This window comes from Microbacterium sp. LKL04, assembly GCF_900102005.1.
Lineage (GTDB): Bacteria > Actinomycetota > Actinomycetes > Actinomycetales > Microbacteriaceae > Microbacterium.
On record NZ_LT627736.1, the window covers coordinates 1,462,729 to 1,489,390 of the forward strand.

Sequence of the window (26,662 nt, forward strand, 5' to 3'; positions counted from 1 at the left end):
CGACGAAGAGTCTATGGGATCGCTCCCAGGCGGTCAGTTCCGGTCGGCGACGATCTCGTCCCCCACGTGCACCGTGCCGCCGTCGCCGACGGGCAGCAGCAGGATGCCGAGGGTCGCCTCGCTCTGACCGAACTCGGTCGTCAGCACGCGCAGCAGGCGCGCGTCGCGCTCGCCCGTATCGGGATTCGCGGTGATCGCCGCGCAGCGACCGATGGGGCGTTGGACCTCGAACTCGACGTCGCCGATGCGGACGCGGCCCGACCAGTCGAGCTCCTCCCACGGCGCGGTGCCCGAGACGACGATGTTGGAGCGGAAGCGGCGGTCGTCGACGGGTGCGGGCACGGCGGCATCCACCTGCGCGACCGTCGACTCGCCGTGGAGCGAGACGTAGCCGCGCGCCCGGTCCTGGAATCGGGATGTGACGCCGTCACCGATGAGTCGGAGGGGCAGGACGCCCTCGCGCCGCAGGGACCTCGCGTCCGAGGAGCGTTCGACGAAGCCGGTGACGGCATCCTCGAGCTCGCGGCGGCCCGCGTCATCGAGCCCCGCTTCGACCAACAGGCAGCCGTTCTCGCTGATACGGACGACGCCATCTTGGAGTTCGACGTGCAGGCGGGCGATGGACGGGAAGTCCATGAGCACGAGGCCGCGGCTCTTCGGCCAGGAGTCGAGGCCGTCATCGTCCTCGGGAGCCGTGGCGTCGGCGAAGCGGAAGGCGAGCACGCGGTCGCCGGCGATACGCCCGTCGGCCTGCACGACGAGTTCGGCGCGAGGTTCGGGCGTGAAGCCCTTGATCGGATACCGGTAGAGCGACGAGACAGCAGCCATGGCTCTAGCGTGCACCACTCGCAGGCGTGGCTCCGGTCAGATCTTCTTCCTGGCGGCGCTCCGTCGGATGAAGCCGAACACGAGGGTGCCGACGAAGAGCACGATGCCGATGAGGCCGAGCCAGAAGAGACCCTCGAACGCGAAACCGACGATCGACAGCACCACCCAGATGATCAGCAAGATGATGAGAACTGTCCACATAGTGCTCACCGTACGCGGGATGGGGTGAAGAAGATACGGTCACGCCTGCTGATAGTGACGCACCCGCTCGTCGCGCTCGATGAGGAACTCGTCGTCCTCCGGGTAGAACACCGCACGTTCGATGTCGTCGCCGGCGAAGGCAGCGATCACGGCGAGGTTCTCCCACCGCGACAGGGTCGTGATCTCCGTGCGGCCGTTGCCGAGATCGCGCGTCAGCAGCCACGCTCCGAGGTTGCCGGGGGTGGCGCTATACGCATCCATGCCGGTGCGCTCCACGTACCGGATGTAGCGGTCCGCGTCTTCAGCGCGCACCACACCGGTCCACATCCGGACGACGGGTTGACCACTGAAATGCGTCACGCGCCCACCCTTGCAGAGGTGGACGCGTGACGCCAGGGATGCCGGGGCTCAGCTGCCGAGCTTCGAGAGCTCCGCGAACTCCTCGTCGGTGAGCTCGATGACCGCGCCCTGGAGGTTGTCCTCGAGGTGGGCGACGCTCGACGTGCCGGGGATCGGGAGCATGACCGACGAACGCTTCAGCAGCCACGCGAGCGCCACCTGCGCGGGGGTCGCGTTCTTGCGCTCGGCGATGTCGGTCAGCGGCGAGTCGGCGCCGGTGAGGCCGCCGGTCGCGAGCGGGAACCACGGGATGAAGCCGATGCCCTGCTCCTCGGACCAGTCGAGGAGCGCCTCGGCGTCGCGGTGCTGCAGGTTGTAGAGGTTCTGCACCGTGACGATCTCGGCGATCTCCTGCGCGGCCTTGACCTCGTCGACCGAGACCTCGGACAGGCCGATGTGCCGGATCTTCCCCTCGTCCTGCAGCGCCTTCAGCTCGCCGACCTGGTCCTCGAGCGGAACCTTCGGGTCGATGCGGTGCAGCTGGAACAGGTCGATGCGCTCGAGACCGAGGCGCCGGAGGCTCATCTCCGCGCCCTGGCGCAGGAACTCGGGGCGTCCGAGCGGGGGCCACACGTTCGGGCCGGTGCGGGTGAGGCCGGACTTGGTCGCAATGACGACGTCGTCGGCGTAGGGGTGCAGCGCCTCCTTGAGGAGCTCCTCGGCGACGTAGGGCCCGTAGGACTCAGCGGTGTCGAAGAAGTTCACACCGAGCTCGACGCTGCGACGGAGGACGCGAATGGCCTCGTCGTGGTCCTTCGGCGGACCCCAGACGCCGGGGCCGGTCAGCTGCATGGTGCCGTAACCGAGGCGGTTGACCTCGAGGTCTCCGCCGATGCGGAACGTGCCGGACGACTGTGCAGGCTTCGTGTTGTTCGTCATGGGGAGGTGCAGCGCATCAGCCCGCCGGAACATTCCCGTTCGTCAGCTTTTCGCGCCGGTGAGGGCGAGTGCGCCGCCGAGCCCGATCATGAGGACGCCACCGGCGCCCGACAGGGTGGACAGCCGCCGCGGCGAGCGCCCGAACCAGGTTCGCGCGGTGCCGGCCGCGACGGCCCAGGTGCTGTCGCAGATGAGAGCGATCACCTGGAAGGTGAGGCCGAGCAGGAGCAGCTGCGCCCAGATCGGGCCCGCATCCCGCGCGACGAACTGCGGCAGGACGGCGACGAAGAACGCGATGGTCTTCGGGTTGGTGAGCCCGACGATGAAGCCCTGTCGCAGAAGGGTGACGACGGATGCCGATCCGCGCCCGTCCCGCTCGGCTCGGTGCTTCCGGTGCCGGATCGCCTGCACGCCGAGGTAGACGAGGTAGATCGCCCCGACGACCTTGATCGCCGTGAACGCGACGACGGATGAGGCGACGATCGCGCCGACACCGAACGCGACGAGGAGGATCGCCGGGATGTTCCCGAGGGAGTTTCCGAGCACGCTGAGGACGCCCGCGCGGCGCCCGAGCGCAATGGAGCGACCCACCACGAAGAGGACGCCGGGACCCGGGATGACGATGATAACGATCGACGCCAAGGCGAAGGCGACGAGGTTCTCGATCGGGATCATGAGGGAACGTTATCGCGCCCGGCATCCGTCTCCGACCGTGCCGCCTAGGCGCCGATCGGGCGAAGCCCCGCGGGCGATTCGATGAGCATCTCCAGGTCGCCGAGCGCGGGCCAGTCGCCGAGCTCTGCGAGGTCGCCGCCGGACTCGTACCAGGCGTCGCGCTGCTCGGACGTCCAGTCGGCGCCTTCGTCGACGAAGACACTCGTGAGCACACCGTCCGTCACCATGAGCCGCACGTCGAACGTGACATCGCCCAGGGCGCGGAACCGACCGACGACCGGGAACGTCGCGTGCGCCGGAACGGCCCGCGGCAGATCGTCGGCGACGAGGAGCTGCGCGTCCGGCCAGAACCCGCCGTCGCTGTCGTCGAAGACGAGACGCTCCGCATGTGCGAGCTGGGCGCGGAGCTCCGGCGCGCCGAACAGGTCGGTGGCGGCGAGCAGGTGCGCAGCGAGAGCCCGGACGTCCTCCGGCAGGTCGACGGCGATTTCCTGCGCCTCGGGGGTGTCCTGCGGAGTGTCGAGGGTGCGGCTCGCCCACCACGAGCCGAAGGCGAGGATGGCCCCTCCGACTGCCAGCCAACGGCGGGGATGCCGCGCGCCGGTTCGCGCGATCGCGCCTTGCACGCGGGCATCCACCGCTTCGCCTGCATCGGCGAAGCCGAGGGCCGCACCGGCGGTGCCCGCGACGAGGGCCGCCCGCCCGGCCGGCGGGACGGCGCCGCTCGGACCGCTGCTGCGGAGACCGACGCCGACGGTCCAGGCGGCGAGCCCCGCGTTCGCCAGGCGGTAGACGAGGCGCTGCCCGACGGTGAGACGGCGTGGGTCGATGAGGGTGAGGGCGCCGACGACGCACGACGACACGACGCCGTGGGTGATGGAGGTGGAATCGTTCAGGGCACGAAGAGCGGAGCGGATCGGCATACTCCGAGGGTAACGATCGCCGACTCCGCGCCGGGGCCCGCGAGATCTGCGACCATCGAGGTATGCACTCCATCACGACGGCGCAGCTCGCCGAGGCCTCCCCCGCGAACATCATCGACGTGCGCGAACCCGACGAGTTCGCCGCCGGTCACGTGCCCGGTGCGCGCAACATCCCCCTTGCCACGGTCCCCGATCACGTGGACGAGCTGCGCGAACTCGACGACCTGCATCTCATCTGCCAGGCCGGCGGACGCAGCGCCCGCGCGGCCGCGTTCCTCGAGCACCACGGTCTCGAGACGACGAACGTCGAGGGCGGCACAGGCTCCTGGATCGCGGAGGGCCGCGAGGTCGAGAAGTGACCCGGGCGGGTGTTGCGGCGGCGTTCGACTGAGCGTCAGCCGCCGCGCTGCATGACCCGCTCGGGGTTCGGGTGCAGAGTGAACCCGAACTGCTCGTAGAGGCCGTGCGCGTCGGCGGTTGCGAGGAGGGTGCGCTTCAAGCCCAGCGAGTCGATCACCTCGATGACGGCGCCGACCAGCGCTTTGCCAACAGCCTTGCCGCGCGCTCCCGGATCGACGTACACGTCGCACAGCCATGCGAAGGTCGCGGAGTCGGTGACGACGCGGGCGTATCCGAGGGGCGTGCCGTCGTCGCCCTCGGCGAAGAAGTTGAGGGAGTTCTGCGCGGCTCGCTCGAGCACGTCGCGGGGTCGGCCGAGCGCCCAGTACGCACCCTCGGACAGCCAGCGATGCACGACGCCGAGGTCGATCTCGTCGAGGTCGGTCGTGATCCTCATGCGCGTGCCTCCTCCGACGGCCAGGCGACGGATGCCGCGGGCCAGGGCGATGTGCGCAGTTCAGTGAGCGCGTCGCGCTGACTCTGCACGGCCTGCAGTGAGTCGGTGCGGAACGCGGTGGCGATGAGCACCTCGCGCCAGTATTCGTCCCAGCTGCCGTACGTGCGGAATGCCTTCTCGGCGAGCGGCTCGAGCAGCGTCCATGTCTCGTCGGCGGTCAGGTAGCCGGCGACGTAGGCGTAGCGGATGCCGCCGATGCCACGCTCGATGTCAGCGGCGAGCAGCAGCCGGGCGGGGTGTTCCTCGCTGCCTCGGGCGAGGTCCTGGATATCGAAGACGGGCAGCTCGGTGAGCGCGGCGACGCGCGACATCATGTGCTCCGCGTTGTCGCTGTGGGCGATCTCGGCGAAGCGCTGCGAGTTCAGTCCCATGACGAGCGTGTCGGCGACGAGGAGCTCTGCGTCGGCCTTCGCGACGATTTTGAACTGCTCGTCCAGCGCGCCCCGCAGCTGCTTGAGGGGTGTGACGGGGAGCGAGAACCACGGCGAACTCTTCTCACCGTCCTGGTGCTTCGTGCGCAGCTCCCCCGGCAGCTCGGCGAAGGTCGGCGTGAAGGCGAGAGAGCCGTTCCAGCCGCGGACGGCGAAGTCGCTCGCGGCGTCGAGCGCGAGGATCTGCTGCTGCCGCGGGGTGAGGGGCTGCCGACCGGATGCCTCGATGTAGGCGAGCTGCGCACGGCGGGGAGCACCGGCATCCCTTCTCGCGAGGATGATCGAGGCGACGAGGAGGCCGAACGCCATGCCGACGGCGAAGGCGAAGAAATTGACGATGACCTCGTCGACCTCCCAGACGAACGAGAGCACGAAGCCGGCTATGCCGAACGGGGCGGCGATGAGGGTGACGGGCAGGGCACGCCTGCGCATCTCGGCGGGGTCGGCCTTGCGCTTGGCTTCGAGAGCCTGCGCGTAGCGCCGGCGGGCTCGGACGGGGTACTCGACGTCACCGGGATGGTTCTGGAGGGCGTTCACGTCAGGGGCCACCGGACCATCCTGGCACCGCTCCGGACGCGTTCGCGTCAGGCTGCGTCGGCGACGATCTCGGCTTTCGCTCCGGCCGAGTTCTCGAGCCATCCCGCGTAATGATCGGGGCCGCCTGCGTGCGGATACCGCTCCTGATACAAAAGGCGCCAGCCGTGGTCCGGCGCGGCGGCGATGATCGCGTCGACGTCGGCGCGGGATCCGCCCGAGAAAGCGAGGTGGTTCACCCCGGGAGCTCGCCGGTCGTGCACGGTCGTCGACAGGTTCGGCGAGGTCGTGAGGGTCAGGTAGGCGCCGCCCGCGGACCAGGACTCCCCCTCGGTCCACACGCTGTCGCGGGCGAACCCGAGCTCGGCGAGCAGCCATCCCCATTCGGTCTGCGCGACGGGGAGGTCGGCAACCCAGAGTTCGATGTGATGAAAACCGGTCATGGACCGAGTCTCCTCGACGTCAGGCGGGAACGAGGAGCGTGTTCAGCGAGTCCGCCGGCAGGACGACCTCGAGCGCCTGCCCGTCGATCATGAACGTCATCGGCATCTCCTCGCCCAGGTCGTTCTGCACGACGATGGCGAGGCTGCCATCGGGGTTCCGGAACACCAGCTGATTCTCGTGTCCGGTGTAGCTGAGCGTCGGGATGCGGCGAGCTCCAGCGGCCACGAAGTGCGAGACGTGTTTGAGCATGTAGTGCTCGTGGGTGAAGACGTACGAGCCGGTGTCGGGGTCGACCGTCACGAGCGAATTCTGCGCCCAGCCCCAGCGGCTCACCCCGCCCTCGAGCAGCGACATGTTCCAGTACATATAGGCAGTCGCACCGTGGAGCAGGAAGTGCTTCATGACGAACCAGGCGTGGCGTGCGAGGCGCCAGTCGTTACTGCCGTCGCCGCATTCCTGCTCGGTCTGGTAGATCGCGAGCTCCGGGTGATGGCGGTGCAGGTAAGCCACGGCCCCCTTGCCCGCCCACTGCGCGCCGATGCCCGAGATCCACTCGGCGGCCGTCGCGTCCGCGAGCACCCGCTCGACGAGCCCGTCGTCCGCGCGTTCGAGCGTTCCGAGGAAGACATCCACGCCGCGCGACGCCATCTCGGGACCGAGGTGGCGGACGAACGCCGCGAGTCCCTCGGGGGTCCACGTGCAACTCGGGAAGATCTGCGCCGAGTTGAACTCGTTCTGCGGCATCACCATCGTGACGGGGATGCCGAGCTCGGCATATGCGTCGACGAACCGGCCGAAGTAGGAGGCGTACGCAGCGAGGGTCTCGTCGTCGAGGCGCATCATGTCGGTGCCCTCGGCGCCGAGCTGGTCGTCGCGGATGCCGTTGTCCACACCCGCCGCGAGCGGGCTCGCCTTGGCCGCGGCGTAGTGGCCGTTCGTCTTCATCCAGGTCGGCGGACTCCACGGCGAGGCCCAGAGGGTGAGGTCGGGCTGGTGCCGCTGCGCGGCCTGGATGAAGGGCACGAGCGTCGCGTGGTCGTGCTCGATCGAGAAGTCGTCGAGCGCGAGGTCGCCGGGGGTCTCGTCGTAGCTGTACCAGTCGGTGGAGAAGTCGTTGGCGCCGACGGGCATGCGGCAGCGGGTGAGGTTCAGGCCCGTTCCCGGTTCGAAGAGTTCTCGCATCACGGCATCCCGGTCCTCTTCGCTGAGGTGGGCAAGGGATGTCCAGCCGAGCTCGTTGAACGAGGCGCCGAAGCCCTCGACGGCCTGCTGCGGGTCGTCGGTCTGCAGGATCACCGAGGGCATGGCGCGCACCTCGCCGAGGGCGGGTGCGGCGAGCTCCCGCCAGGGCTGTTCCTGAGTGGTGCTGATCCAGCGGATGGGTGCGGCCATGTGCTCTCTCCTGTGAGTCGCGTCCGCCCACGCTAGCGCAAAATCCAATGGGTGTTGAACTTTGCCGGGTAGGCTGAACCCATGCCTTCTTCGAGCAAGCGCGGTCCGTACGCGAAAACGGCGGCGCGTCAGCGCGAGATCCTGGATGCCGCCGGCGACGTCTTCGCGACGCACGGCTACCGCGCGGGGTCACTGAAGGAGATCGCCGATCGGGTCGGCATCGACGCGTCGACGATCCTGCACCACTTCGCGAACAAGAGCGTTCTGCTGCAGAAGGTGCTCGAGGACCGCGACACCCGGAGTCTGACGGATGCCGATCCGGACCGCACGGCCAGTCCCGCAGACACCCCCGCGGCGTTCCTGCGCCTGGCGCGCGCGAACGAGAAGATCCCGGGCATCGTCGAGCTGTACACGCTGCTCGCGGCCGAGTCGGCGACGCCGGACCACCCGAGCAACGAGTACTTCGTGCTGCGCTACGCCCGGGTGCGCAGCGAGTTCGCGTCCGCGTTCCGCGAGATGGCGGATGCCGGGCTCCTCCGCCCGGGCGTCGATCCCGAGTTCGCGGCGGTGTCGACCCTGGCGCTGTGGGACGGGGTGCAGGTGCAGTGGATGCACGATCCGGATGCCGTCGATGTCACCGAGACGCTGCGGAAGCACCTCGAGCTGCTGACCACGGTCGACCTCTCCTGACAGCCGGTGCCGCGCGGTAGCGTGAACGGGGGCGACAGAGCCCGCGAGCCGATGTGTGGGAGAACGATGTCTGAGACGCCGACGAGGCAGTCCGCCGCCGCGCGACCGTCGAACCGACTCGCGATCGCGACGCTCGTCGTCGGCATCGCCGCGTTCCTCACCGGGCTCGTCCCGTGGCTCGGGCTGATCCTCGGTCTGACGGCTTTCGGGCTGGGTATCTACGCCCTCACGCGCGGCCAGTCGAAGGTGATGGCGCTGGTGGGTGGCTCGCTCGGATCGATCGCTGCGGTCACCGGCTTGATCTCGACGAGCGCCCTCATGATGTGGCTGCTCAGCGGTAACGCCTGACGCTGGTCAGTCGTCCGCGAGCGGAGCGCCGCGGAATCGGCGCTCGAGCACAGCGCCGGACTCGCTCCCCGTGAGGTACGTGCGCAGCGCCGTCGCGAGGCCCGTGAGGTCGGCGGGGTCGAGGAGCAGACGGGCGCCCTCGTCGATGGCCCGGTCGATCTCGCGCAGGTGCGGCACGATCTGCCGTCCGGCGTCGGTGAGCTTCAACTCCAGGGCGCGCCGATCCTTCAGGTGAGGCGTGCGTTCGACGTAACCCCGCTTGACGAGCGTGTCGACGATCCTGCTCGGGCTTCCCGTCTCGCAGACGATGAGCTCACCGAGTTCCTTGAGCGACACCGGACCGTACTGGTCGAGCACCAGGATGATCTCGAACTGCGACGACGTGAGGCCGAGGGGTGCCAGCTGACGCCCGAGCGCGCGGTTGCCTTCGCGCTGAGCGGCGAGCACGAGGTAGCGCAGCTCGAAGGGTGCGAGGGTCGCGGGGTCCGCCTCAGATGGCGTCAGCGCCGTGTCGGTCATGCTTCATCCAGCCGTTCGGGTCGATCGCGGGTGTCGCTCTGCACCCAGTGTGCCAGGTGAGGAACGCCGGCCGGCGTCCGGGGGGAGGAGGTCGGCCGGCCGGCATCCCCGCTCAGGTGAGCGCCGGTTCCCGCGTGGGTGCCTCCCGGCCCGCGTCGGGGTCTGACGCGGGCTCCGGCTCGGCGCGTCGTCCGAACGCCCGCGATCCGATCGCACGAAGGATGCTCGGCATGACCAGCATCCGGATGACGACCGCGTCGAGGGCGACGGCGATCGCGAGTCCGATCCCGATCTCGCGCACGATGCTGATCTGCGCCGTCATGAACGAGAGGAAGACGGCGATCATGATGACCGCGGCGCTGTTGATCATCCCCCGGGTCCGTGCCGCACCCTGCAGGACCGCCTGCTCGTAGTCCAGTCCGTTCCGGTAGAGCTCCCTCATGCGGGACATGATGATCACCATGTAGTCCATGCTCAGACCGAACATCACGGCGAACAGCAGGATGGGCGTCACGGAATTGAGAGGGACGTCGCTGACGGCTCTCTGCACGAGGGTCAGCAGCCCGACGCTCGCTCCGACGACGAGCAGGTTGAAGACGAGCGCCAGCAGTGGGAGCAGGATCGATCGCCAGGCGAGCGCGAGCATGATGAACGTCAGCGTGAGCACGATTGCGGCGATGGCGGGGATGCTGCCGACGATGGTCTCGTCGAAGTCGACGCCCTGCGCGGTGGCACCGGTCACGGCCACGCTCACTCCCCCGTCGACCCGGCCGGCGAGGTCGGCGCGGATGTCCTTCACGAGAGCGTGGGTGGTGACCGTGTCCGGCCCGTCCGATGTCGTCACGAGAAGTCGTGCGGCGATGGCGCCGTCGGTCGAGTTCCAGAGCCGCTCGACCTCGCCAGGGACGGTGCCGTCACTCAGCGCCTGGGCGAGCGGACTTCCCGCCGGGGCGAACTGCGTCACGTCGAGAACCCCGTCGACGCCGGAATGATCGGTCAGCCAGTCCCGCGCCTCTCCGGTCTCCGCAAGAGCCGTCTCGGCTGCGGTCCCCTCCGGGAACGTGAGGATGACGTCGACCGGGAAGAGACCCTCTTGCCCGATGTCGGATTCGAGCAGTTCGAGCCCGGCGCGCGCCGGGTCGCCCGCGGGGAGCACGGTCGCGCTGGCGACCGGCGATTGGAGCGAGAGTCCGGCGATGGGCACGGCGGCGATGATCATGACCGCGGCGCCGGCGAGACCGACCAGCCCGGGGCGGCGGATGCGGGCCGAGCCCGCCACGGAGACCGGCCTCTTCCGCCGCGACGAGAAGGGCAGCCGGCCGGCGTCAATCCGCGGGCCGAGCAGGGCGAGCCCCGCGGGCAGGACGAGCATGGTCACGGCGAGCGCGACCAGCGCGACGACGATGCCGCCGAGCGCGATGCTGGTGAGCGCCATGATCTGCGGCACGAAGAGCGCCGACAGGGCGAGGGCGACCGCGAACCCGCTGAAGAGGACGGAGTGGCCGGCGGTCGCCATCGTCACGTGGATCGCGTCGGGCGTTGACCTGCCGGCCGCGAGCTCCTCGCGGAAGCGTTTGATGATGAACAGCGAGTAGTCGACGGCGACGGCCAACCCGATCATCGAGACGATGTTCGTGTAGAGGTTCGAGATCTCGGTGACCCCGGTCGCGAGGGTGCCGATGCCCATCGAGATCATCAGAGCCGATCCCGCGACGAGCAGAGGCAGGATGGTCGCGACGACGGATCCGAACACGAGAAGCAGCACGACGATGAGTATCGGGAAGACGATCAGCTCCGCGCGGATCGCATCCGCTTTCGAGTGCGCATTGAGCTGGTAGTCGAGCGCGGGTTGACCGGTGACGTAGGCGTCATCGGCGATGTCCTGTTCGTCGAGGGATGCCTGGAGTTCGGGCACGAGGTTCTGCACCGTCGTACTGTCCGCCGTGAAGCCGGCGATGACGGCGACCGTCCGGCCGTCGTCGGAGGCGAGGTCCGCCTGTTCCGACGGCAGGGTCACCCGCTCGGCCCCGGCCTCGCGGGCGAGGTCGGCCGCCTCATCGATCGCGGCGTCGGCGACGGGGTCGGCTGCGGAGAGGACGATCACGAGCTGGTTGGGGGCTTCATCGAACTTCTGCTCGAGAACGGCTTGCGCCTGCAGCGCTTCGGCTCGCGGGTTGGTGAACCCCCCACCGCTCAGCGCACCGTCTAGCCGCAGGGCGAGCAGCGCGCCGGCGATGAACAGCGTCGCCCAGACGGCGAGGACGACGCGGGGGTGTCGGATGGATATCGCGGTCACACGGTGCATGGCTTCCCCCAGTTAAGTGTTACGTCATACGTGTTATGACATGTATACACCACATTGCTCGCGCGTGAACATCCCCGACTCTGCGCGTCGCATTCATTGACGATGTGCACTCTCTTCCCTAACGTTCCGTGTTGTGACATTCATGCGACGACAACCGTCGTCGATGCTGGTCACGAACACCGCGAGAGCGGCAGAACTGGGGGCAGTCATGACTATGGAAATGGATGCATTCGTCGGGTCAACGATGCTGGATGCGGCAGTCGACGCGATCGAAGCGATCCGCCGGGGGGAGATGGTCGTCATCGTGGATGACGAGGATCGCGAGAACGAAGGCGACCTGGTCGTCGCGGCGGACCACGCCACGCCGCAGGTGATCAACTTCATGATCACGCACGGGCGCGGGCTGGTCTGCCTGTCGCTCACTCGGGAGCGGGCTCTGCAGCTGGAGCTGCCGCCGATGGTGACGTTCAATGAAGACCACATGGGGACGGCGTTCACCGTTTCGATCGACGCCACGCGCGCATTCGGCGTCACCACGGGGATCTCCGCGGCCGAACGGGCGAGGACGATCCAGGTCGCCATGACGGGTGCCGCCGGCGACCTGCAGCGCCCCGGTCACGTCTTCCCGCTGATCGCCCGCGACGGCGGTGTCATCGAGCGGACCGGCCACACCGAGGCATCCGTCGACATCGCACGCGCCGCAGGGTGCACTCCGTCCGGGGTGATCGTGGAGATCATCGGTGACGACGGCGAGATGCTCCGCCGTGACTCCCTGCGCCGCTTCGCCGACGAGCACGGACTGCTGATGACCAGCATCGAGCTCCTGCGCGAACACTTCCTCGCGGGAGCGCGTTGACGTGCGCGGGGAGGTCACTGTCCGCCGGTTGACCGGCGCGATCGTCCGGCGGCGCCTTCGACGACATCTCGTCACCATCGACGGCCTGCAGCACCTTCCGACATCGGGGCCGTTCGTGCTCGTCCCCAACCACCGCAGCTACTTCGATCACTTCGTGATGGAGCTGCTCGTCGACGCGGCCGTCGGTCGCCCCGTTTGGTTCCTGACGAAGAAGGAGAGCTTCGACGCCTACGTCTCACGGCTCTGGACGCGGGCCTGGTACGGCATTCCGGTCGATCGAGACCGGCCGAGCCCCGAGACGCTGCGAGCGGTACAGCGGGTGTTCGCTGCAGGTGAGGTGCTCTGCGTCTACCCCGAGGGAACCCGGAACGCGACCGACGAGATGCTGCATTTCCAGGCGGGAGCGTTCCGCTTCGCACTCTCGGCGGGGACGCCGGTCATCCCCGTCGCAATGGTCGGCACCGAGACGGTCCTCCCCAAGGGCAGTCGGCGGTTTCGGGATGACGGGCGCGTGCACCTCGTCATCGGCGAGCCCATCCTGCCGGATCTGACCGCCGGAAAGCAGCGGGCCGCAGGCGAGCTCGCCCTCTCGACCCGGGCGGCCATCGTCGCCCAGCTCGAGGCTGCGGCGAAGAACGCCCGGGATGCCGAGAGTCCCGGCCTCGTGGTCGGTGCCGCGCACGCCGTCGATGAGCTGATCACGGCGGCGCTGAGCGCGAATGGGCGACTGTCGGCATCCGACCGCCGAAGGCTCGGGTTCGTCGTGTCGCTGCTGCAGCGGATGGAGCGTCGCCCGATCCACCTCGAGACGCAGCGGATCAGGCTGCGCGGGTTGGCGATCTCGAATCTGCCGCCCGCCCTACGCGTCTTGCCGGCGTTGCGGATGCGGGCGCGACTGGATCGCGTGCTCGCGCGGGATTCAGAGCATGCGGTCGCGAACTATCTGCTGGGGCGGTGGTCCCTCGCGATGCCGTCCGCACTCGGTGGCGGGCGGGTACGGGCGGAAGCCGCCTTCATCGTCAGCGCGAGGAACGCCGAACCCGGTGACACGCGGGCGCTGGCGGGTCTGGCCGAGCTGTGTCTGGCCGCGGGGCGCATCGACGAGGCACGGGCGCATCTCGAGCTGATCGCCCGCGCACCGGTACGCTCCGGGAGCCGTGGCGAGGCGCGCGTCGATCGGGCGCGGCGGCAGCTCGAGGCGCTCGAGCCGACCGCGGAGGTGGGGGCATGATCGGGGCGCTCCGCGCGGGGCCGCTGACCGTCATCGACGATCTCGCGATCGTGTTCGACGACGACTCGCGCATCCGGTGGTCGCGCGGGCAGGGCGACCGGTGGCTCCTCGTGGAGAGCTGGCCGAACACGGAGGAGCGCGCCGCCGTCGATCAGCACCTGGAGGGAGGTGGCTGCATGCTCGTGCTCACCGACGCGCAGCCGATCACGACGTATGCGCTGGGCGACGAGGTGCCGGCGGCGGACGGCCCGGTGGCCGAGGGGGAGGTCGTCGAGCTGTCACTCCCCCACTTCGACTGGCTGCCCGATGTGATCCGCGCGCGGGGCGAGGCTTTTCTGCGCGCGCAACAAGAGCGCTTCGCCGTGCTCCCCGCCCTGCTCCGGCCCCCAATGGTACTCGAGGGCGACGAGCCGTTCTCGGCCGGGAAGGTGAGCTTCGCACTCCTGTCCGCCGGGGTCACCCGCGCACGGTTGGAACGCGAGCTCACGGAGTACCTCGCCTACCTCCGCAGCACCGACGACATCACCCGGAGGAGCGCATGATGTACAGCTCGACCCTCACGATCGATGCCCCGCCGGGTTCGCTCGCGGGCATCCTCACCGACCTCGGCGCGCTCGCCGAGTGGAACCCGGCGCTCGGTCGCGTGAACGAAACCGGTCGGGCTCAGCCCGGGCGCCGGTATCGCAGTCGGATCCGCGGCGTGGTGCCCGCGACCATCCGGTACGAGACGATCAGTGATGCGCTGATCACGTATCGGATGCAGGGTCCGGGTGTCTCGGAACACGGCGTCTGGGCGCTCGATCCCCTGCCGGACGGGCGCACGCGCGTGCGGCACGGGTTCGCGCACACGGGGCTCGTCCTCCGGCTGATGTCTGCGGCGTTCGAACCCGTGGCGGGGTGGCGGCTCGGACGTCTACGGGATGAGGTTCGAAGCCGGCTCGCGAGGCGGAGCTGAGGCATCCGACCCCCACCTGAAACACGACTCGGGCAAGATGTCTGGCGTGACATCTGATCGATCGAGCGCGGACAAGAGTGCGCTCGCCAGCTTCCTCCGCGCGCGCCGCGCCGGATTGACGCCGGATGCCGTCGGCATCCCTCCCGAACCACGTCGCCGCGTGCGCGGACTGCGGCGCGAGGAGGTCGCCCGGTTGGCGGGCATCAGCGCCGAGTACTACCGGCGGCTCGAGCAAGGCAGCGGACATCAGATGTCGCTGCAGGTCTGCAACTCGTTGGCCCGCGCGCTGCGGCTGGACCGTGCCGGCACGGCCTATCTGCAGCGCCTTGCGCTGCCGGATTCGGAAGCGCCGTTCGAGGTGCATCGAGGCGAGGATCCGCCGGTCGACCTCGTGCAGCTGATCACGCACTGGGATCACACGGCGGCGTACATCATCGACCGCAATCAGGACATCGTGGTCGTCAACGACCTGATCCGCGCGGTCGCGCCCGGGTACATGGAGGTCGGCAACAACCTCGTGCTCATGCAGTTCGAGGCGCCGCCCGAGCTGCGTGAGCTGGCGTCGTGGCAGGAGGGCGCGCGCTCCTCGGTGTCACGGGTGCGCTACTACGGCAATCCGTCCGATCCGCGCTGGCGGGAGATCACCGGACTCCTGCTCGACGACGACGACTTCCGCGACCTGTGGGAGCAGCACGAGGCGCTGCCGCTGACCTCCGGTGTCGCGCCGAACTACTTTCCCGAGCACGGTTGGGTCGACACGAAGTGGCAGATCCTCGAGGCGCATCCGGGCCTCTACACCGTCATCTGCTACGGCGTGCCGGGCAGCGTCGGCGAGCGCGCCCTGCTCGATCTGCAGACCGCGCTGCGCAGTGGGACGATGATGCTCCCGGATGCCGGGTCATCGACGCCGACGTCCGCGAGCAGGCTGGCGCGGTACCGCGGCACGGGTCCCGGTGGCGCCGCGCGTGAGCGGATGCCGGTGGACACGACAGCGGCGTAAGCGGGTACTGAGAGGGCCACGACGAGGGCGGGGAAAGCGCTTTAGCGTGAGGGCATCCACCTCACCCCGGAAAGAGGGAAACAAGCCCATGCCTTTCATCACCACCGACGACGGCGCCGAGATCTACTTCAAGGACTGGGGCGACAAGAGCGCCCAGCCGATCGTCTTCCACCACGGGTGGCCGCTGTCGTCCGACGACTGGGACGCGCAGATGCTCTTCTTTCTGAGCAAGGGGTTCCGCGTGATCGCGAGCGATCGCCGCGGTCACGGCCGGTCGTCCGACATCGCAACCGGACACGACATGGATCATTACGCGAGTGACGTGAGCGCCGTCGTCGAGCACCTCGACCTGCAGAACGCCGTGCACATCGGGCACTCGACGGGTGGCGGCCAGGTCGCCCGCTACGTCGCACAGCACGGCGAACCGCAGGGCCGCGTGGCGAAGGCGGTGCTGGTGGCGGCGGTGCCGCCGATCATGCTGCAGACGGACTGGAACCCGGAGGGCACTCCCCTGTCGGTGTTCGACGGGTTCCGTGAGGCGCTGGCGGCCAACCGCGCGGAGTTCTTCGAGGCCGTGGCATCCGGTCCGTTCTACGGCTTCAACCGCGAGGGCGTCGAGCCGTCGCAGCCGGTGATCGACAACTGGTGGCGGCAGGGCATGACGGGCAGCGCGCTCGCGCACTACGAGGGCATCAAGGCGTTCAGCGAGACGGATCAGCGTGACGACCTGCGCGCGATCACGGTGCCGACGCTCGTCCTGCACGGCGACGACGACCAGGTCGTGCCGTACAAGGGCGCGGCACTGCCGCAGGCCGAGCTGCTGCCGAACGCGACGCTGAAGATCTACGAGGGCTACCCGCACGGCATGCTGACGACGCATGCCGACGTGCTGAACGCCGACATCCTGGCGTTCATCCAGAGCTGACGGATGCCGCGCGGCGTGGCCCTGGGGTGGGTCACGCCGCGCTCGTGTGCGGCGGCGCGAGCCAGCTCACGGGTGGGAGCTGAAGCATCCGAGTCCCACCCACCCCGCTTGGTACGGTGACCGGATGGGGGAAAACTCGACCGTTAACGTCTCGGAATCACCGCCGCGCGGTGCTGAAGCTCGGGGGTCCACCGAGAAACGATGCACGCTGAGGTACTCCCGGGTCTGTCGTGACTGCCGTCGACCTTTAGCTGTAGGCACGCGAGTTGTCCACGACAGCACGACGCGCAGTGTCCGGTGCATCGCGTGCCCAGAACCCGGCACAGCTGCCACGCTCGAGAAGACTCCGCCGATCGCAGACTCCACCTCGGCGCCGGAAGGCATCCCGAGGCTGCCTCCTGCGCCGTTGACTCACCGCGCTCCGGCATCCGGTGTCATCGCAGAGGCGCTGCGACTGCAGGCGAATGCATCTTCTCGCTCCAGACTCGACCGACTCTTCGGCCGGTCACCCCTCGCCCCCGACGCGGAGTCGTGGTTCCTCGGAGCGATCGGCGAGATAGAGGTCGCCCGTATTCTCGCCGCCCTCGGATCGGAATGGCGCGTGTTCCACTCCGTTCCCGTCGGCTCGAATGGCAGCGACATCGATCATCTCGTCATCGGCCCGGCGGGCGTGTTCACGATCAACACAAAACATCGCGCCGGCAGGTCGGTGTGGGTCGGCGACCGACGCCTCATGGTGGATGGGCAGCGGACCGACTACCTGCGAAACTCCGGCCACGAGGCGGAACGCGCCGCACGCCTCCTCTCGTCCGCAACGGGATCCGCGATCGATGTGGTTCCGCTACTCGTCATCGTCGGCGCGAAGCGGATCACCGAAAGGTCGAAGCCCGCGCGGGTGGTTGTCCTCAGCGCCGAACGTACGACGCGATGGCTGCGCGCCCGCCCGGAGACGCTGTCGGTCGATTCCATAGAAGCCGTGGCGACGGTTGCCGCAAAATACTCGACGTGGAGTGCGCCCACCCCGCCCGAGCCCGACCTCGACGCGTTCGCTCGTCTTCGAACCGACGTGGCGCGCGCTCGTGTTCGGCGTCAGCTTTGGGCGAGTGCAGCCGCAGCCGGAATGGTCGGCTTGCTGGTCAGCGCACCATCGTGGTTCGGGGAACTCCTCGCCGGAATACTCGCGAGGTGACGATGGCAGCCTGACGTCTGCGAGCATCGAAGAACGACCGGAGGAGGACCACTCATGACTGACGGACTGACGCTGGACCTGACGGGGAAGACCGCGGTGGTGACCGGCTCGACGCAGGGCATCGGACTCGCGATCGCGCGGCGATTGGCCGAGGCCGGAGCCGAGGTCGTCATCAACGGCCGCAACGAGGAGCGCGTCGCGCGGGCGGTTGAGTCGCTGAACGGACTGGGCGCACGCGGCGTCGCCGCAGACGTGACGACCGCCGAGGGCGCGCAATCGCTGATGGATGCCGCCGGTGACGTCGACGTGCTCGTGAACAACCTCGGTATCTTCGGCTCGACGCCGGCTCTCGAGATCGACGACGACGAGTGGCGGCGGTTCTTCGAGGTGAACGTGCTGAGCGCGGCGCGGTTGACGCGGCTCGTATTGCCCGGGATGACAGACCGTGGATGGGGTCGCGTGCTCAACATCGCCAGCGACTCGGCGATCGTCATCCCCGAGGAGATGATCCACTACGGCGCGTCGAAGAGCGCGCTGCTCGCGATGTCACGCGGGTATGCGAAGGCGGCATCCGGAACGGGCGTCACCGTCAACTCCGTGATCGCCGGGCCGACGCACACCGAGGGCGTCGAGGACTTCGTCTACGAGATGGTCGACCGATCGCTCGACTGGGATGCTGCGCAACGCGAGTTCATGCGCACCGCGCGCCCACAGTCGCTGATCGGCCGGCTCATCGAGCCCGAGGAGATCGCGAACATGGTCGTCTACCTCGCCTCGCCGCTGGCGTCAGCGACGACCGGCGGAGCGCTGCGCGTCGACGGCGGGTACGTGGACAGCATCCTGCCCTGACCTGTGCGTCACGTGCCGCTGTGGATGAGCCTGACCTCGACCCCGCCCTCGCCTCGAATGGCGGGATTGGTGGCCGCGATCGCGAGCGCCGCGTCCTCGTCGTCCGCTTCGATGACGTAGATGCCTGCGACGACCTGCGCCGAGTCGACGAACGGTCCCTCGGTGACGCCGTCGACGCGGACCGAACGGGCGAGCTCACGCGGCGTGAACGCGAAGGCGGCACGCAGCGCTCCCGACTGGGCGAGCTCGTCGCCGTGCGCGTTGGGCTCGGCGAGCTGCTCGTCCGACGCGTCGAGCGCGTGCGCGGAGTCGTCGGTGTAGATCAGGACGGCGTACTGCGGCATGGCGGCATCCTTCTGTCAGGCGAGCTTGACCATCTCGACGCTGCGGTCCCACAGCTCGCGGGCGAGCTGCTCGTCAGTCGCGAGCTTATGGGTCTTCGTGACCCGGTCGTTCTCGTAGTACGCGCCGGGCAGCCAGTCGGTGCCGGGGGTTCCGTCGGCGAGGAACACGAGGCGCTTGCCACCCTCGTCGGTCGTCGTCAGCAGTCGCTTGGCGAGCGGGTTGTGGTACATGAAGCGGAACGGTCCGGTCAGGTTGCCGGCGAAGCCGGTCGCGACGACGCCGGGGTGGAACGCGCCGCCCGAGATGCCCTCGCTCCCCCACCGGCGCTGCAGTTCACGGGTGAAGAGGATGTTCGCGAGCTTCGCGTTGCCGTAGGCGACGCGTCCGGAGTAGCGGCGCGCACCGTTCAGGTCGGCGATGTCGAACCGCGAGAAGATGCGGGCGGCGGCGCTGGCGGTCTGGATGATGGATGCCTCACTCTCGACCAGCCGCTCGCGCAGCAGGTTCGTCAGCAGGAACGGTCCGAGGTGGTTCACCTGGAACGTCTGCTCGAACCCGTCGGTGGTGAGCTTGCGGGGACCGAAGATGCCGCCGGCGTTGTTCGCGAGCACGTCGATGCGCGGGTAGGCGGCGAGCAGTTCGCCCGCGAGCCGGCGCACCTGCGCCAGGTCGGAGAAGTCGGCGAGGTGGTGCGGCATCCCGACCTCATCGGCAACGGCGCGGGTCTTCTCGGGCGAGCGTCCGACGAGGACGACCTGGTGGCCGCGGGCGACGAGCTGACGGGATGCCGCGGCTCCGATCCCGTCGCTGGCGCCGGTGATGACGATGGTTCGCATGAGGCGAGTGTCACACCCTTCGCTATGTCCGTGTCGGCTCTTGACGATGGGAGCGCGGTGTGGCCGGGGTCGGGCGGTCGCGGACCGAGGCGTCGCAGGGCCTGCAACCTCGTGTCGGAACGCGGGCTCCCGAATCGGGGCGCTGAACCCGGGCGTGAGAACCCGGGCTCAGAACGGCGGCGGATCGCTCGCGGGCCAGGTGCGCTCAGCAGGGGTGAACGCGACGGCCGGTGTCGGTGCGTCTTCGCGATACGTTCTGCCGAGGGGTGAGGTCCATTCGAGGACGCCACCCTCGAGTTGTCGCACCCTCCAGGCGGTGAACTGCTTCATCGAGTGATGTCTCTGGCACAAATGCGCCAGGTTGCCGACCTCGGTCGCGCCGCCGAGCGCGTGATCGTGGGTGTGGTCGACCTCGCAGCGGATGGCGGCGAGGCGGCATCCGGGGAATCGGCAGTGCTGATCACGCGCCTGCAGGTGCCGTCGCAAGGGGTTCGGCACGCGGTACGTGTCGACGGCGAGCACGGTGCCGGTGATCGGATCGGTGACGAGGCGTTCCCACGACGGTGTGTCGCCGGCGAGGCGCCGGGCGGTGGCGGCGTCGATCGGCGTGCGTCCGACGAGATCGCACGGCACGTCAGCGCCGGCGAGGGAGAGTGCGGGGACCACGATCTGCACACGCGCGCGGATCGCGCCGAGAGGTCCTGCCGTCGTGTCGCGCGTGTCGTCGAGCGCGGGTGTGCCGGCGAGCAGCAGGTCGGCGAAGACGTCGGCGCGCACCTGGTCGGTGGTGCGCGCGTCGGTGTCGACGATCTCGCTGGAGCGCTCGCTCCGCGTGTCGATGATCGCGCGCGCCTGGCGGGTGAGGCGGTCGTGGATGCCCTCGGCGATGACGGTCGGCAGCGTCGCGACGAGGTCGCTCATGCCGTCGCGACCGGGGATCACGCGCACGGCGCGGTGGGCGGCGGCATCCTGGTGGCGTTCGGTGAAGGACCGCGGATGCATCTGCAGGGCGAGGATCTCGATCTCGGCGCGCACCCGGTTGGGGGTGTCACGGCGGCACCGCTGAATGGCGACGGCTTCGAAGGCGGGCCGGACGTCGGCGGGGAGCTCGGCGCCGGCCTCGACGATCACATCGACGTGACCGCGGGTGATGATGCCCGCCTCCCACGCCGTGAGGGATGCCTGATAGTCCTCGACGATCGTGCGCGCCTGGGTGATGCGGCGCTGCACAGTGCGGTCGGTGAGGCGGAGCACCCCGCCGAGTTCGGCCGCGATCGCACGGAGCGCCATGTCGTGCGCCTGCACGTGCACCGAGGACTCGGCCGCCTGCTGTTCGGCGAGCGCACCCGCGCGGGCGAGGACCTGCAGCTGCACGATCTGAGCCCGGGTGATGAGCTTCTCGACCATGGCGGTCTCGTGCACGATGTCGGCGAGGGGCGCGAAGCGTTCCCGGATGCCGATGGTGCCGAGCGAGGTCATGCCTCCATTGTGGTGGGGGCCTCCGACATCGCTCTTGCGCCCGCGAAGCCGGTCAGTCGGCGCTCTGCCGGGGCGGGTTGAACATGAACTCGAGCCGCACGCCGTTGTCATCCTCGACGAATGAGGCGTAGTAGCGGTCGCTGAACCGCGGGTACGGTTTCGGCTCGCGGACCGGAGTCCAGCCTGCAGTGACCGCGGCGTCGTGCAGGCGGTCTACGTCTCTGCGGGAGTCCACCGCGAACGCCAGATGCTGCCACCCGATGCGGCCGTGGCGATGCGGTTCGTCGTGGTCGTCGCGGGCCGGGTAGAGGATGAGCTCTTCTTCGCCGCGGTACCACGAGACGGAGCCGACGGCATCCTCTCGGGTGCACCCCAGCAGCCTCATGACGGGGTCGAACTGCGCGGTCGACGTCGCCAGGTCGCGCACGCTGATGCCGATGTGATCGAAGAGAGCCATGCCGCCATCCTCCAGGTCGCGATCGCCCGCGCGCTAGCCCTCGAGCCGGCGCAATCGCAGCCGTGCCATGTCCTGCGCACGGGGTCCGGACCCCAGCGCACGCTCGGTCACGCGCAGGATGAGGCGGGTCGCCGTCTTCACCGGCAGCCACGAGCGGCGCAGGCCCAGCATCCGCCTGATCCGCGGCGGGAACGTCGCGACCGCCGCGGCGAACAGCACGCGGTAGGCGACGCCCATGAGCCCAGTGAACGGGGGCTTCTTCAGGAACCGCACGACGTCGTCGACGCGCTCGTCGCGGCGCAGTTCGCCGCGGTCGAGGAAGCCGTCGATCTCGGCGCGCAGGGCAGCCTCGGTGAGCGGCGGATCGGGCACGCGCATGAGGCGTCCGGCGGTTGCCCAGTCGGCGACGTACGCGTCGGGGCCGCCCGGGATCGATCCGCCGTACGCCTCGTGGCTGCGCAGGAACGCGTCGGTGAAGGCGAGGTGCACCCAGCGCACCAGGTCGGTGGCTTCGGCGGTGTACGTCCGCGCGGAACCGTCACCGCCGACGTACTCGCCCTGCACGCGCTGATGGAAGCGCCCGACGCGGGCCGTCTCGGCATCCGCTTGCGTCGTCGATCCGTAGGTGAGCGTGATGACCCAGCGGACGGTGCCGGTGAGGCGCCCGATTGGATCGTCGCGGTAGCGCGACCAGTCGTGCACGCCGGCGAGGGCGCCCGGGTGCAGAGCCTGAAGGAGAAGGGCACGGATGCCGGCGACCAGGGTGCCCATGCCGGCGTGAACGGTCCACGCGGGGCCGCCCTCGGCGAAGTAGCCGGTGTCGTCGCCGTCGGCGAGCGCGCGGACGTACGGCGCCATCCCGGTCGGGTCACCTGCGAGGGCGGTGAGCAGCCGGGCGCGCAGCCGCGCCACACGCGGAGGAGCGGAGGACGTCACGGTTCCAGCCTGCCACCGCCTCGGAGGCATGGGGCGGTGCGGCGCTAGGCGCGGGCCGCCATCGCGAGCTCCCCGTACCCCATGGCGATGAGGAACGAGAGCACGGCCAGCACGATCGTGACGGGCACCATCGTGTTCCGCTCCGGCTTGCTGCGCGAGATGGCGTTCATGAGGATGCCGAGCACGAAGTACACGAAGACAGTCCACATGCCGACCTGGGCGACGATGTCGGGGACGACGTCGATGGCGCGAGCACGATCCCAGGCGAGGACGGCGATCAGCGCGTAGATGAGGACCGAGACGAGGCTGCCGATACGGAGTCGCAGCGGCAGTGCGCGGTGCTGACCTCCCCACGCGAACCGCCCCAACGGGGCACCGAGCGCGAGCGTGATCTGGAAGATCGCAAGCAGGGTGAGGATGACGGTGAGCACGAGCGCGAAGGGCACGCGCTCAGGCTAGCGGGGCGTCGTTTTAGGGTCGGATCCGGGCGCCGCGCAGGCGACGCCCGGATGAGGTGTCAGTAGCCGACAGCCTTGAGGCCGAACTTCGCCTGTTCGGCGGTGAACTGCGACCCGTACTCGCTTGTCAGCTGGTCGTACAAGCGGTCTTTCGACAGCGACATGGTGTCGAGATACATCTGAGCGGCCTCGGCCGCCTCCGCGTTCCAGTCTGCGCCGACCTTATCGACGGCCCATTCGGCGACGTCCTTCGGGTACGCCTCGCCGTACTCACTGGTGAGCTGATCGATCAGGCCCGCACGGCTGAAAGGCATTGAGTCCAGATACATCACCGCGGAACCGAGGGCGTTCGCGTGAGCGAGCGACGGAGCGTCATCCTGCGCCGCCTCTTCAGGCTCCGCTTCGGCCTGCTCCACGGGCTCTGCTTCAGGCTTAGCAGTCTTCTCGACGCTGACGACGACGGTATCGCCATCCTTCGCCTTCTCTCCAGCAGCCGGAGCCGTCCGGAGCACGGTCCAGTTGTCACGGTCGAGAACCACGCCGGACTCGGCCGAGAAGTCGACCTCGAGGCCGGCGTTCTCGAGGAGTGCAGCTGCCTCCTTAGCGGTCTTACCGATGGTGTCAGGCACCTCGATCGCAGTAGCCGCGTCTGCGTTTTGCGCCGAGTTGCTGCCCGCCGCGGCGGGCGCTGCTTCGGGGGTCGACGCCGGCTTGTTGGCGGCACCAGCCGCTCCACCGATGACGATCAGTGCGAGGGCTGCCGCGGGAATGATGATGCGCTTCTTCTTGAACCAGGGCTTGATCGCTTTCTCGTGCGCGACGGGAGGCGGCGAGTAGGGAGGCGGTTGGACGTTGCTCATGTTTGCCCTTTCGGCTGCTGTGATTGCGCAAGCGCCATCGCTTGACACGGTGATCGACCCTCAGATCGTTGCCTTCGACGATCGGGCAGAGCGCTTCGGGAGCGATGCCGGGCCGGTTCCGACCCCAGTAGGAACCGGTCTATTCCTAACACAATTAGAGAAATCTCATCTGCTGATAGGAGGCACGCACCCCGAGACGGCATCCCGCCCTGAGGTCGACGTCAGAAGCATCGCTATGGGCAGTTCTCCCCATAGCGACCGCCCAGCGCGCTTCCCTACGCTGACAGCGTTCGGCAAACCCGATTGTCGCGGCGTCTCTTCTGGGGGATGGCACGCACGCCGTGACACTCCTGACGAATGCCGCGCGGCGTGACCATGTGGGGACGGCCCACGCCGCGCGGAGTCGTCAGCCGAGCGTCACTCCGCGAGCGCCTCCGCGAACGGCCGCGGCTCGCGGCCCTTCGGCTGGGTCGGGCGCTCCCCCGGGTCAGGCAGCGGCGGTGTCGGCATCGTCACGTCCGTGCCGGACGTCAGCTCCACCGCCTCGCCGAAGTGCCGGATCGACATCGGCTCACCGGCGCTGACACGGTAGGTCGTGGCATCCGGTGCGATCTCGAGATGCAAGGTACGGCCCTGCCAGCGGATGCCGAACGCGAGACCGGTCAGCTGCTCCGGCAGCCGCGGGGCGAACCGCAGTCCGTCGGCCGTGTCGCGCATGCCGCCGAATCCGGCGACGAGCGCCGTCCAGATGCCGCCGAGCGACGCGATGTGCAGGCCGTCCTCGGCGTTGCCGTGCAGGTCGTCGAGGTCGATGGTCGCGGCTTCGGCGAGGTAGTCGGCCGCAAGCCCGAGGTGCCCGACCTCGGCGGCGACCACTGCCTGGATCGCCGCCGACAGCGACGAGTCCCGCACGGTCAACGCCTCGTAGTAGCGGAATGCCCGCGCCTTCTCGTCTACCGTGAACGCGTCGGTGCAGAAGAACAGGGCGAGCACAAGGTCGGCCTGCTTGAGCACCTGCTTGCGGTAGAGCTGCACGTACGGGTACCGCTCCTGCAGCAGCTCGTCGCCGGGGGTGTCGGTCTCGAAGTCCCATCGTTCAAGTTCTGTGAATCGCGCCGCCTGCGGGTGCACGCCGCGTTCCTCGTCGTAGGGCACGTGCATGGCACCGGCGGTGCGCACCCAGCCGCCGATCTCGCCGTCATCGACCCCGAGAGTGCGAGCGAGATCCGGATGCCGACGCGCGGCATCTGCGGCGGCGTCGAGGTTCGCGCGGGCCATCAGATTGGTGAAGACGTTGTCGTCGTAGAGGGCGGTGTACTCGTCGGGGCCGGTGACGCCGTCGATGTGGAAGCGACCGTCGGCGTCGGTGCGACCGAGAGACTGCCAGAGGCGGGCGGTCTCGACGAGGATCTCGAGGCCGGCGTCGCGTTCGAACTCGACGTCGCCGGTCGCCCGCACGTAGTGGACGACGGCGGCGGCGATGTCGGCGTTGATGTGGAACGCGGCCGTACTGGCGGGCCAGTATCCCGACGACTCGCGTCCGTCGATGGTGCGCCACGCGAACGCCGCACCCTGTAAGTGCAGCTGGCGCGCCCGGTCGCGGGCGTGGTCGAGGGTGGCGTGGCGCCAGCGGAGGGCTTCCCTCGCGGCATCCGGTGCGGTCGCCGTGAGGACGGGCAGAACGTAGGCCTCGAAGTCCCAGAACGTATGGCCGGCGTACCCGGCGCCGGTCAGTCCCTTGCCGGGGACGGAGCGCTGCTCGGCGCGCGCCGCGGCCTGGAACACCGAGAAAAGCGCGAACCGCACCGCCTGCTGCAGGCGGGGCTGCCCGTCGACGCGGACGTCGGCGCAGGTCCAGAAGTCGTCGAGCCGTTCGCGCTGCGCGGCGAGGAGGCCGGTCCAGCCGTCCCGCATCGCGTCGGCGACGGCGGCTTCGGCGCGGTCGCGAAGGCCGGGCGCCGAGATCCCGGAGGCCCAGGCATGCCCGACGATCTTGACGACCTCGAGCCGTTCGCCGGGTGCGAGGCGGGCGCGGATGGTGGTGCGGGCGAGGTCGTCGGATGCCGCGGTGCGCACCTCGGCGGTCGCGCCAGACACGAGGTGGTCCATGCTGACGGCGACGCCGATCCCGCTGTTGCGGGTTTCGTGGACGAGGGTCGCAGCGCTGTCGAAGACGAAGCTCCCCGCGCTGCGGAGCGGGGTCTCGAGGATGTCCTGCACGCGCGGGTCGGGGTGCGGCTCCGGCAGGGGTTCGTTCGCGACGAGCTCGGACTGGAGGGTGATCGTGATCGGATCGTCGACGGCTTCGACCTCGTACCGGACAGCCGCGACGGAGCGGTGGGCGAGCGAGACGATGCGGGTCGAGCGGATGCGGACGGTGCTGCCGGCGGGCGAGGTCCAGGTGACCGTGCGTTCGAGGGTGCCGGCGCGGAAATCGAGGTGCTGTTCGTGGTGGTGGAGGGTGCCCTCGCGGATGTCGAGGGGTTCGTCGTCGACGGTGAGGCGGATGACCTGTCCGTTCGGCACGTTGATGACGCTCTGCCCCGACTCGGGGTACCCGTAGCCGCCTTCGGCGTAGGGCATCGGATGCTCTTCGAAGACGCCGTTGAGGTAGCTGCCCGGAACGCCGTGGGGCTCCCCCTCGTCGAGCAGCCCGCGCCACCCGATGTGCCCGTTGGAGAGGGCGAAGACGGACTCGCGGTGCGGCAGGCGGTCGACATCGACGCCGCTGAGGCCGATGCCCCAGGGCGTGACGTCGAAGGGCAGAGGGCGGGTCATGATGTCACGGTAGATCACGGTGTCTTTTCGCCTCGAAGGGTTGCAGTGGGCGACCGCGGACGTATGCTCGCCGGCCCCTCCCCC

Annotated in this window: 31 protein-coding genes; 11 read left to right on the forward strand and 20 right to left on the reverse strand. The window is 69.1% G+C overall.

Annotated elements, in window-relative coordinates:
* Positions 1 to 33: 33 nt before the first annotated feature.
* Genes BLP38_RS07175 through BLP38_RS07195 form a run of 6 tightly spaced genes read right to left on the reverse strand, consistent with a single transcriptional unit; the run spans position 34 to position 3,905 of the window.
* A complete protein-coding gene (locus BLP38_RS07175) occupies positions 34 to 828 on the reverse strand; it encodes an MOSC domain-containing protein (protein WP_091355154.1) in 795 nt (264 codons plus the stop codon).
* Between the two features lie 36 nt (positions 829 to 864).
* Positions 865 to 1,029, reverse strand: a complete 165-nt coding sequence (locus BLP38_RS14315; RefSeq protein WP_172824673.1) for a hypothetical protein — start codon at positions 1,027 to 1,029, stop codon at positions 865 to 867.
* A gap of 39 nt (positions 1,030 to 1,068) precedes the next feature.
* Positions 1,069 to 1,389: a hypothetical protein gene (locus BLP38_RS07180; RefSeq protein ID WP_231916455.1), complete on the reverse strand. Its 321-nt coding sequence runs from the start codon at positions 1,387 to 1,389 to the stop codon at positions 1,069 to 1,071.
* Positions 1,390 to 1,437: 48 nt separating this feature from the next.
* Positions 1,438 to 2,307, reverse strand: a complete 870-nt coding sequence (locus tag BLP38_RS07185) for an aldo/keto reductase (RefSeq protein WP_091359647.1) — start codon at positions 2,305 to 2,307, stop codon at positions 1,438 to 1,440.
* A 42-nt stretch (positions 2,308 to 2,349) separates the two neighbouring features.
* Positions 2,350 to 2,982 carry a LysE family translocator gene (locus BLP38_RS07190; RefSeq protein ID WP_091355161.1) on the reverse strand — a complete coding sequence of 211 codons (633 nt, stop codon included), beginning with the start codon at positions 2,980 to 2,982 and terminating at the stop codon, positions 2,350 to 2,352.
* A gap of 44 nt (positions 2,983 to 3,026) precedes the next feature.
* Complete coding sequence (locus tag BLP38_RS07195; protein WP_091355165.1) at positions 3,027 to 3,905, reverse strand: hypothetical protein; 879 nt, start codon at positions 3,903 to 3,905, stop codon at positions 3,027 to 3,029.
* A 62-nt stretch (positions 3,906 to 3,967) separates the two neighbouring features.
* Here BLP38_RS07195 and BLP38_RS07200 point away from each other — a divergent pair, with 62 nt between their 5' ends.
* Positions 3,968 to 4,264, forward strand: a complete 297-nt coding sequence (locus BLP38_RS07200; protein WP_020096921.1) for a rhodanese-like domain-containing protein — start codon at positions 3,968 to 3,970, stop codon at positions 4,262 to 4,264.
* 35 nt (positions 4,265 to 4,299) lie between these two features.
* Here the strand turns inward: BLP38_RS07200 and BLP38_RS07205 are convergent, their stop codons facing one another.
* The 4 genes from BLP38_RS07205 to BLP38_RS07220 are packed head-to-tail and all read right to left on the reverse strand — an operon-like array spanning position 4,300 to position 7,562.
* Positions 4,300 to 4,701, reverse strand: coding sequence for a GNAT family N-acetyltransferase (locus tag BLP38_RS07205; RefSeq protein ID WP_091355168.1), 402 nt, complete (start codon positions 4,699 to 4,701; stop codon positions 4,300 to 4,302).
* Positions 4,698 to 5,741 carry a DUF1266 domain-containing protein gene (locus BLP38_RS07210; RefSeq protein ID WP_091355171.1) on the reverse strand — a complete coding sequence of 348 codons (1,044 nt, stop codon included), beginning with the start codon at positions 5,739 to 5,741 and terminating at the stop codon, positions 4,698 to 4,700. The genes BLP38_RS07205 and BLP38_RS07210 overlap by 4 nt, the downstream gene beginning before the upstream one ends.
* A gap of 35 nt (positions 5,742 to 5,776) precedes the next feature.
* Complete coding sequence (locus BLP38_RS07215; protein WP_091355174.1) at positions 5,777 to 6,169, reverse strand: VOC family protein; 393 nt, start codon at positions 6,167 to 6,169, stop codon at positions 5,777 to 5,779.
* A 19-nt stretch (positions 6,170 to 6,188) separates the two neighbouring features.
* Positions 6,189 to 7,562: a glycoside hydrolase family 30 protein gene (locus tag BLP38_RS07220; protein WP_091355176.1), complete on the reverse strand. Its 1,374-nt coding sequence runs from the start codon at positions 7,560 to 7,562 to the stop codon at positions 6,189 to 6,191.
* Between the two features lie 81 nt (positions 7,563 to 7,643).
* Between BLP38_RS07220 and BLP38_RS07225 the strand changes: the two genes are divergently transcribed.
* Complete coding sequence (locus BLP38_RS07225) at positions 7,644 to 8,252, forward strand: TetR/AcrR family transcriptional regulator (protein WP_091355179.1); 609 nt, start codon at positions 7,644 to 7,646, stop codon at positions 8,250 to 8,252.
* 66 nt (positions 8,253 to 8,318) lie between these two features.
* Entirely contained in the window at positions 8,319 to 8,600 is a 282-nt protein-coding gene (locus tag BLP38_RS07230) for a hypothetical protein (RefSeq protein ID WP_231916457.1), read from the forward strand.
* A gap of 6 nt (positions 8,601 to 8,606) precedes the next feature.
* Here the strand turns inward: BLP38_RS07230 and BLP38_RS07235 are convergent, their stop codons facing one another.
* Positions 8,607 to 9,119, reverse strand: coding sequence for a MarR family winged helix-turn-helix transcriptional regulator (locus BLP38_RS07235; protein ID WP_091355182.1), 513 nt, complete (start codon positions 9,117 to 9,119; stop codon positions 8,607 to 8,609).
* 112 nt (positions 9,120 to 9,231) lie between these two features.
* Positions 9,232 to 11,415, reverse strand: a complete 2,184-nt coding sequence (locus BLP38_RS07240; protein ID WP_172824674.1) for an MMPL family transporter — start codon at positions 11,413 to 11,415, stop codon at positions 9,232 to 9,234.
* 229 nt (positions 11,416 to 11,644) lie between these two features.
* Here BLP38_RS07240 and ribB point away from each other — a divergent pair, with 229 nt between their 5' ends.
* The 8 genes from ribB (at position 11,645) to BLP38_RS07280 (ending at position 18,429) form a co-directional block, all read left to right on the forward strand.
* Positions 11,645 to 12,280 (forward strand): 3,4-dihydroxy-2-butanone-4-phosphate synthase, encoded by a 636-nt coding sequence (gene ribB / locus BLP38_RS07245; protein ID WP_165971366.1) that lies wholly within the window; start codon positions 11,645 to 11,647, stop codon positions 12,278 to 12,280.
* 1 nt (position 12,281) lies between these two features.
* The gene (locus BLP38_RS07250; RefSeq protein WP_091355188.1) at positions 12,282 to 13,511 is read left to right on the forward strand and encodes a 1-acyl-sn-glycerol-3-phosphate acyltransferase; all 1,230 of its coding nucleotides are present in this window, start codon (positions 12,282 to 12,284) and stop codon (positions 13,509 to 13,511) included.
* Complete coding sequence (locus BLP38_RS07255) at positions 13,508 to 14,053, forward strand: hypothetical protein (protein WP_091355190.1); 546 nt, start codon at positions 13,508 to 13,510, stop codon at positions 14,051 to 14,053. The genes BLP38_RS07250 and BLP38_RS07255 overlap by 4 nt, the downstream gene beginning before the upstream one ends.
* Positions 14,053 to 14,466: an SRPBCC family protein gene (locus BLP38_RS07260; RefSeq protein WP_157681072.1), complete on the forward strand. Its 414-nt coding sequence runs from the start codon at positions 14,053 to 14,055 to the stop codon at positions 14,464 to 14,466. The genes BLP38_RS07255 and BLP38_RS07260 overlap by 1 nt, the downstream gene beginning before the upstream one ends.
* 46 nt (positions 14,467 to 14,512) lie before the next feature.
* On the forward strand, positions 14,513 to 15,466 hold the full coding sequence (locus BLP38_RS07265) for an MmyB family transcriptional regulator (protein WP_157681073.1): 954 nt from the start codon (positions 14,513 to 14,515) through the stop codon (positions 15,464 to 15,466).
* Between the two features lie 88 nt (positions 15,467 to 15,554).
* A complete protein-coding gene (locus tag BLP38_RS07270; RefSeq protein ID WP_091355198.1) occupies positions 15,555 to 16,391 on the forward strand; it encodes an alpha/beta fold hydrolase in 837 nt (278 codons plus the stop codon).
* Positions 16,392 to 16,797: 406 nt separating this feature from the next.
* Positions 16,798 to 17,580, forward strand: a complete 783-nt coding sequence (locus tag BLP38_RS07275) for a nuclease-related domain-containing protein (protein ID WP_157681074.1) — start codon at positions 16,798 to 16,800, stop codon at positions 17,578 to 17,580.
* Between the two features lie 54 nt (positions 17,581 to 17,634).
* The gene (locus BLP38_RS07280) at positions 17,635 to 18,429 is read left to right on the forward strand and encodes an SDR family NAD(P)-dependent oxidoreductase (protein WP_442922924.1); all 795 of its coding nucleotides are present in this window, start codon (positions 17,635 to 17,637) and stop codon (positions 18,427 to 18,429) included.
* Positions 18,430 to 18,437: 8 nt separating this feature from the next.
* Here BLP38_RS07280 and BLP38_RS07285 read toward each other — a convergent pair whose 3' ends face one another.
* The 8 genes from BLP38_RS07285 to BLP38_RS07320 form a co-directional block, all read right to left on the reverse strand.
* Positions 18,438 to 18,773 carry a YciI family protein gene (locus BLP38_RS07285; protein WP_091355204.1) on the reverse strand — a complete coding sequence of 112 codons (336 nt, stop codon included), beginning with the start codon at positions 18,771 to 18,773 and terminating at the stop codon, positions 18,438 to 18,440.
* Between the two features lie 15 nt (positions 18,774 to 18,788).
* Entirely contained in the window at positions 18,789 to 19,610 is an 822-nt protein-coding gene (locus BLP38_RS07290; protein ID WP_091355207.1) for an SDR family NAD(P)-dependent oxidoreductase, read from the reverse strand.
* A gap of 168 nt (positions 19,611 to 19,778) precedes the next feature.
* Complete coding sequence (locus BLP38_RS07295; RefSeq protein ID WP_091355211.1) at positions 19,779 to 21,089, reverse strand: HNH endonuclease signature motif containing protein; 1,311 nt, start codon at positions 21,087 to 21,089, stop codon at positions 19,779 to 19,781.
* 52 nt (positions 21,090 to 21,141) lie between these two features.
* Positions 21,142 to 21,546, reverse strand: a complete 405-nt coding sequence (locus BLP38_RS07300; RefSeq protein ID WP_091355215.1) for a VOC family protein — start codon at positions 21,544 to 21,546, stop codon at positions 21,142 to 21,144.
* A 33-nt stretch (positions 21,547 to 21,579) separates the two neighbouring features.
* Entirely contained in the window at positions 21,580 to 22,482 is a 903-nt protein-coding gene (locus BLP38_RS07305) for an oxygenase MpaB family protein (RefSeq protein WP_091355218.1), read from the reverse strand.
* 44 nt (positions 22,483 to 22,526) lie between these two features.
* Positions 22,527 to 22,928: a hypothetical protein gene (locus BLP38_RS07310; protein WP_091355221.1), complete on the reverse strand. Its 402-nt coding sequence runs from the start codon at positions 22,926 to 22,928 to the stop codon at positions 22,527 to 22,529.
* A 71-nt stretch (positions 22,929 to 22,999) separates the two neighbouring features.
* Positions 23,000 to 23,848 (reverse strand): Ltp family lipoprotein, encoded by an 849-nt coding sequence (locus tag BLP38_RS07315; RefSeq protein ID WP_157681075.1) that lies wholly within the window; start codon positions 23,846 to 23,848, stop codon positions 23,000 to 23,002.
* Positions 23,849 to 24,217: 369 nt separating this feature from the next.
* Positions 24,218 to 26,578 carry a glycoside hydrolase family 65 protein gene (locus BLP38_RS07320; RefSeq protein WP_231916458.1) on the reverse strand — a complete coding sequence of 787 codons (2,361 nt, stop codon included), beginning with the start codon at positions 26,576 to 26,578 and terminating at the stop codon, positions 24,218 to 24,220.
* Between the last annotated feature and the right edge of the window lie 84 nt (positions 26,579 to 26,662).

Bases quoted from the DNA above. Each gene is read 5' to 3' on its own strand.
- BLP38_RS07175 (WP_091355154.1), bottom strand. From the start codon at position 828: ATGGCTGCTGTCTCGTCGCTCTACCGGTATCCGATCAAGGGCTTCACG.
- BLP38_RS14315 (WP_172824673.1), bottom strand. From the start codon at position 1,029: ATGTGGACAGTTCTCATCATCTTGCTGATCATCTGGGTGGTGCTGTCG.
- BLP38_RS07185 (WP_091359647.1), bottom strand. From the start codon at position 2,307: ATGACGAACAACACGAAGCCTGCACAGTCGTCCGGCACGTTCCGCATC.
- BLP38_RS07190 (WP_091355161.1), bottom strand. From the start codon at position 2,982: ATGATCCCGATCGAGAACCTCGTCGCCTTCGCCTTGGCGTCGATCGTT.
- BLP38_RS07195 (WP_091355165.1), bottom strand. From the start codon at position 3,905: ATGCCGATCCGCTCCGCTCTTCGTGCCCTGAACGATTCCACCTCCATC.
- BLP38_RS07200 (WP_020096921.1), top strand. From the start codon at position 3,968: ATGCACTCCATCACGACGGCGCAGCTCGCCGAGGCCTCCCCCGCGAAC.
- BLP38_RS07205 (WP_091355168.1), bottom strand. From the start codon at position 4,701: ATGAGGATCACGACCGACCTCGACGAGATCGACCTCGGCGTCGTGCAT.
- BLP38_RS07215 (WP_091355174.1), bottom strand. From the start codon at position 6,169: ATGACCGGTTTTCATCACATCGAACTCTGGGTTGCCGACCTCCCCGTC.
- BLP38_RS07220 (WP_091355176.1), bottom strand. From the start codon at position 7,562: ATGGCCGCACCCATCCGCTGGATCAGCACCACTCAGGAACAGCCCTGG.
- BLP38_RS07225 (WP_091355179.1), top strand. From the start codon at position 7,644: ATGCCTTCTTCGAGCAAGCGCGGTCCGTACGCGAAAACGGCGGCGCGT.
- BLP38_RS07230 (WP_231916457.1), top strand. From the start codon at position 8,319: ATGTCTGAGACGCCGACGAGGCAGTCCGCCGCCGCGCGACCGTCGAAC.
- BLP38_RS07235 (WP_091355182.1), bottom strand. From the start codon at position 9,119: ATGACCGACACGGCGCTGACGCCATCTGAGGCGGACCCCGCGACCCTC.
- ribB (WP_165971366.1), top strand. From the start codon at position 11,645: ATGGATGCATTCGTCGGGTCAACGATGCTGGATGCGGCAGTCGACGCG.
- BLP38_RS07255 (WP_091355190.1), top strand. From the start codon at position 13,508: ATGATCGGGGCGCTCCGCGCGGGGCCGCTGACCGTCATCGACGATCTC.
- BLP38_RS07260 (WP_157681072.1), top strand. From the start codon at position 14,053: ATGTACAGCTCGACCCTCACGATCGATGCCCCGCCGGGTTCGCTCGCG.
- BLP38_RS07270 (WP_091355198.1), top strand. From the start codon at position 15,555: ATGCCTTTCATCACCACCGACGACGGCGCCGAGATCTACTTCAAGGAC.
- BLP38_RS07280 (WP_442922924.1), top strand. From the start codon at position 17,635: ATGACTGACGGACTGACGCTGGACCTGACGGGGAAGACCGCGGTGGTG.
- BLP38_RS07285 (WP_091355204.1), bottom strand. From the start codon at position 18,773: ATGCCGCAGTACGCCGTCCTGATCTACACCGACGACTCCGCGCACGCG.
- BLP38_RS07290 (WP_091355207.1), bottom strand. From the start codon at position 19,610: ATGCGAACCATCGTCATCACCGGCGCCAGCGACGGGATCGGAGCCGCG.
- BLP38_RS07295 (WP_091355211.1), bottom strand. From the start codon at position 21,089: ATGACCTCGCTCGGCACCATCGGCATCCGGGAACGCTTCGCGCCCCTC.
- BLP38_RS07300 (WP_091355215.1), bottom strand. From the start codon at position 21,546: ATGGCTCTCTTCGATCACATCGGCATCAGCGTGCGCGACCTGGCGACG.
- BLP38_RS07320 (WP_231916458.1), bottom strand. From the start codon at position 26,578: ATGACCCGCCCTCTGCCCTTCGACGTCACGCCCTGGGGCATCGGCCTC.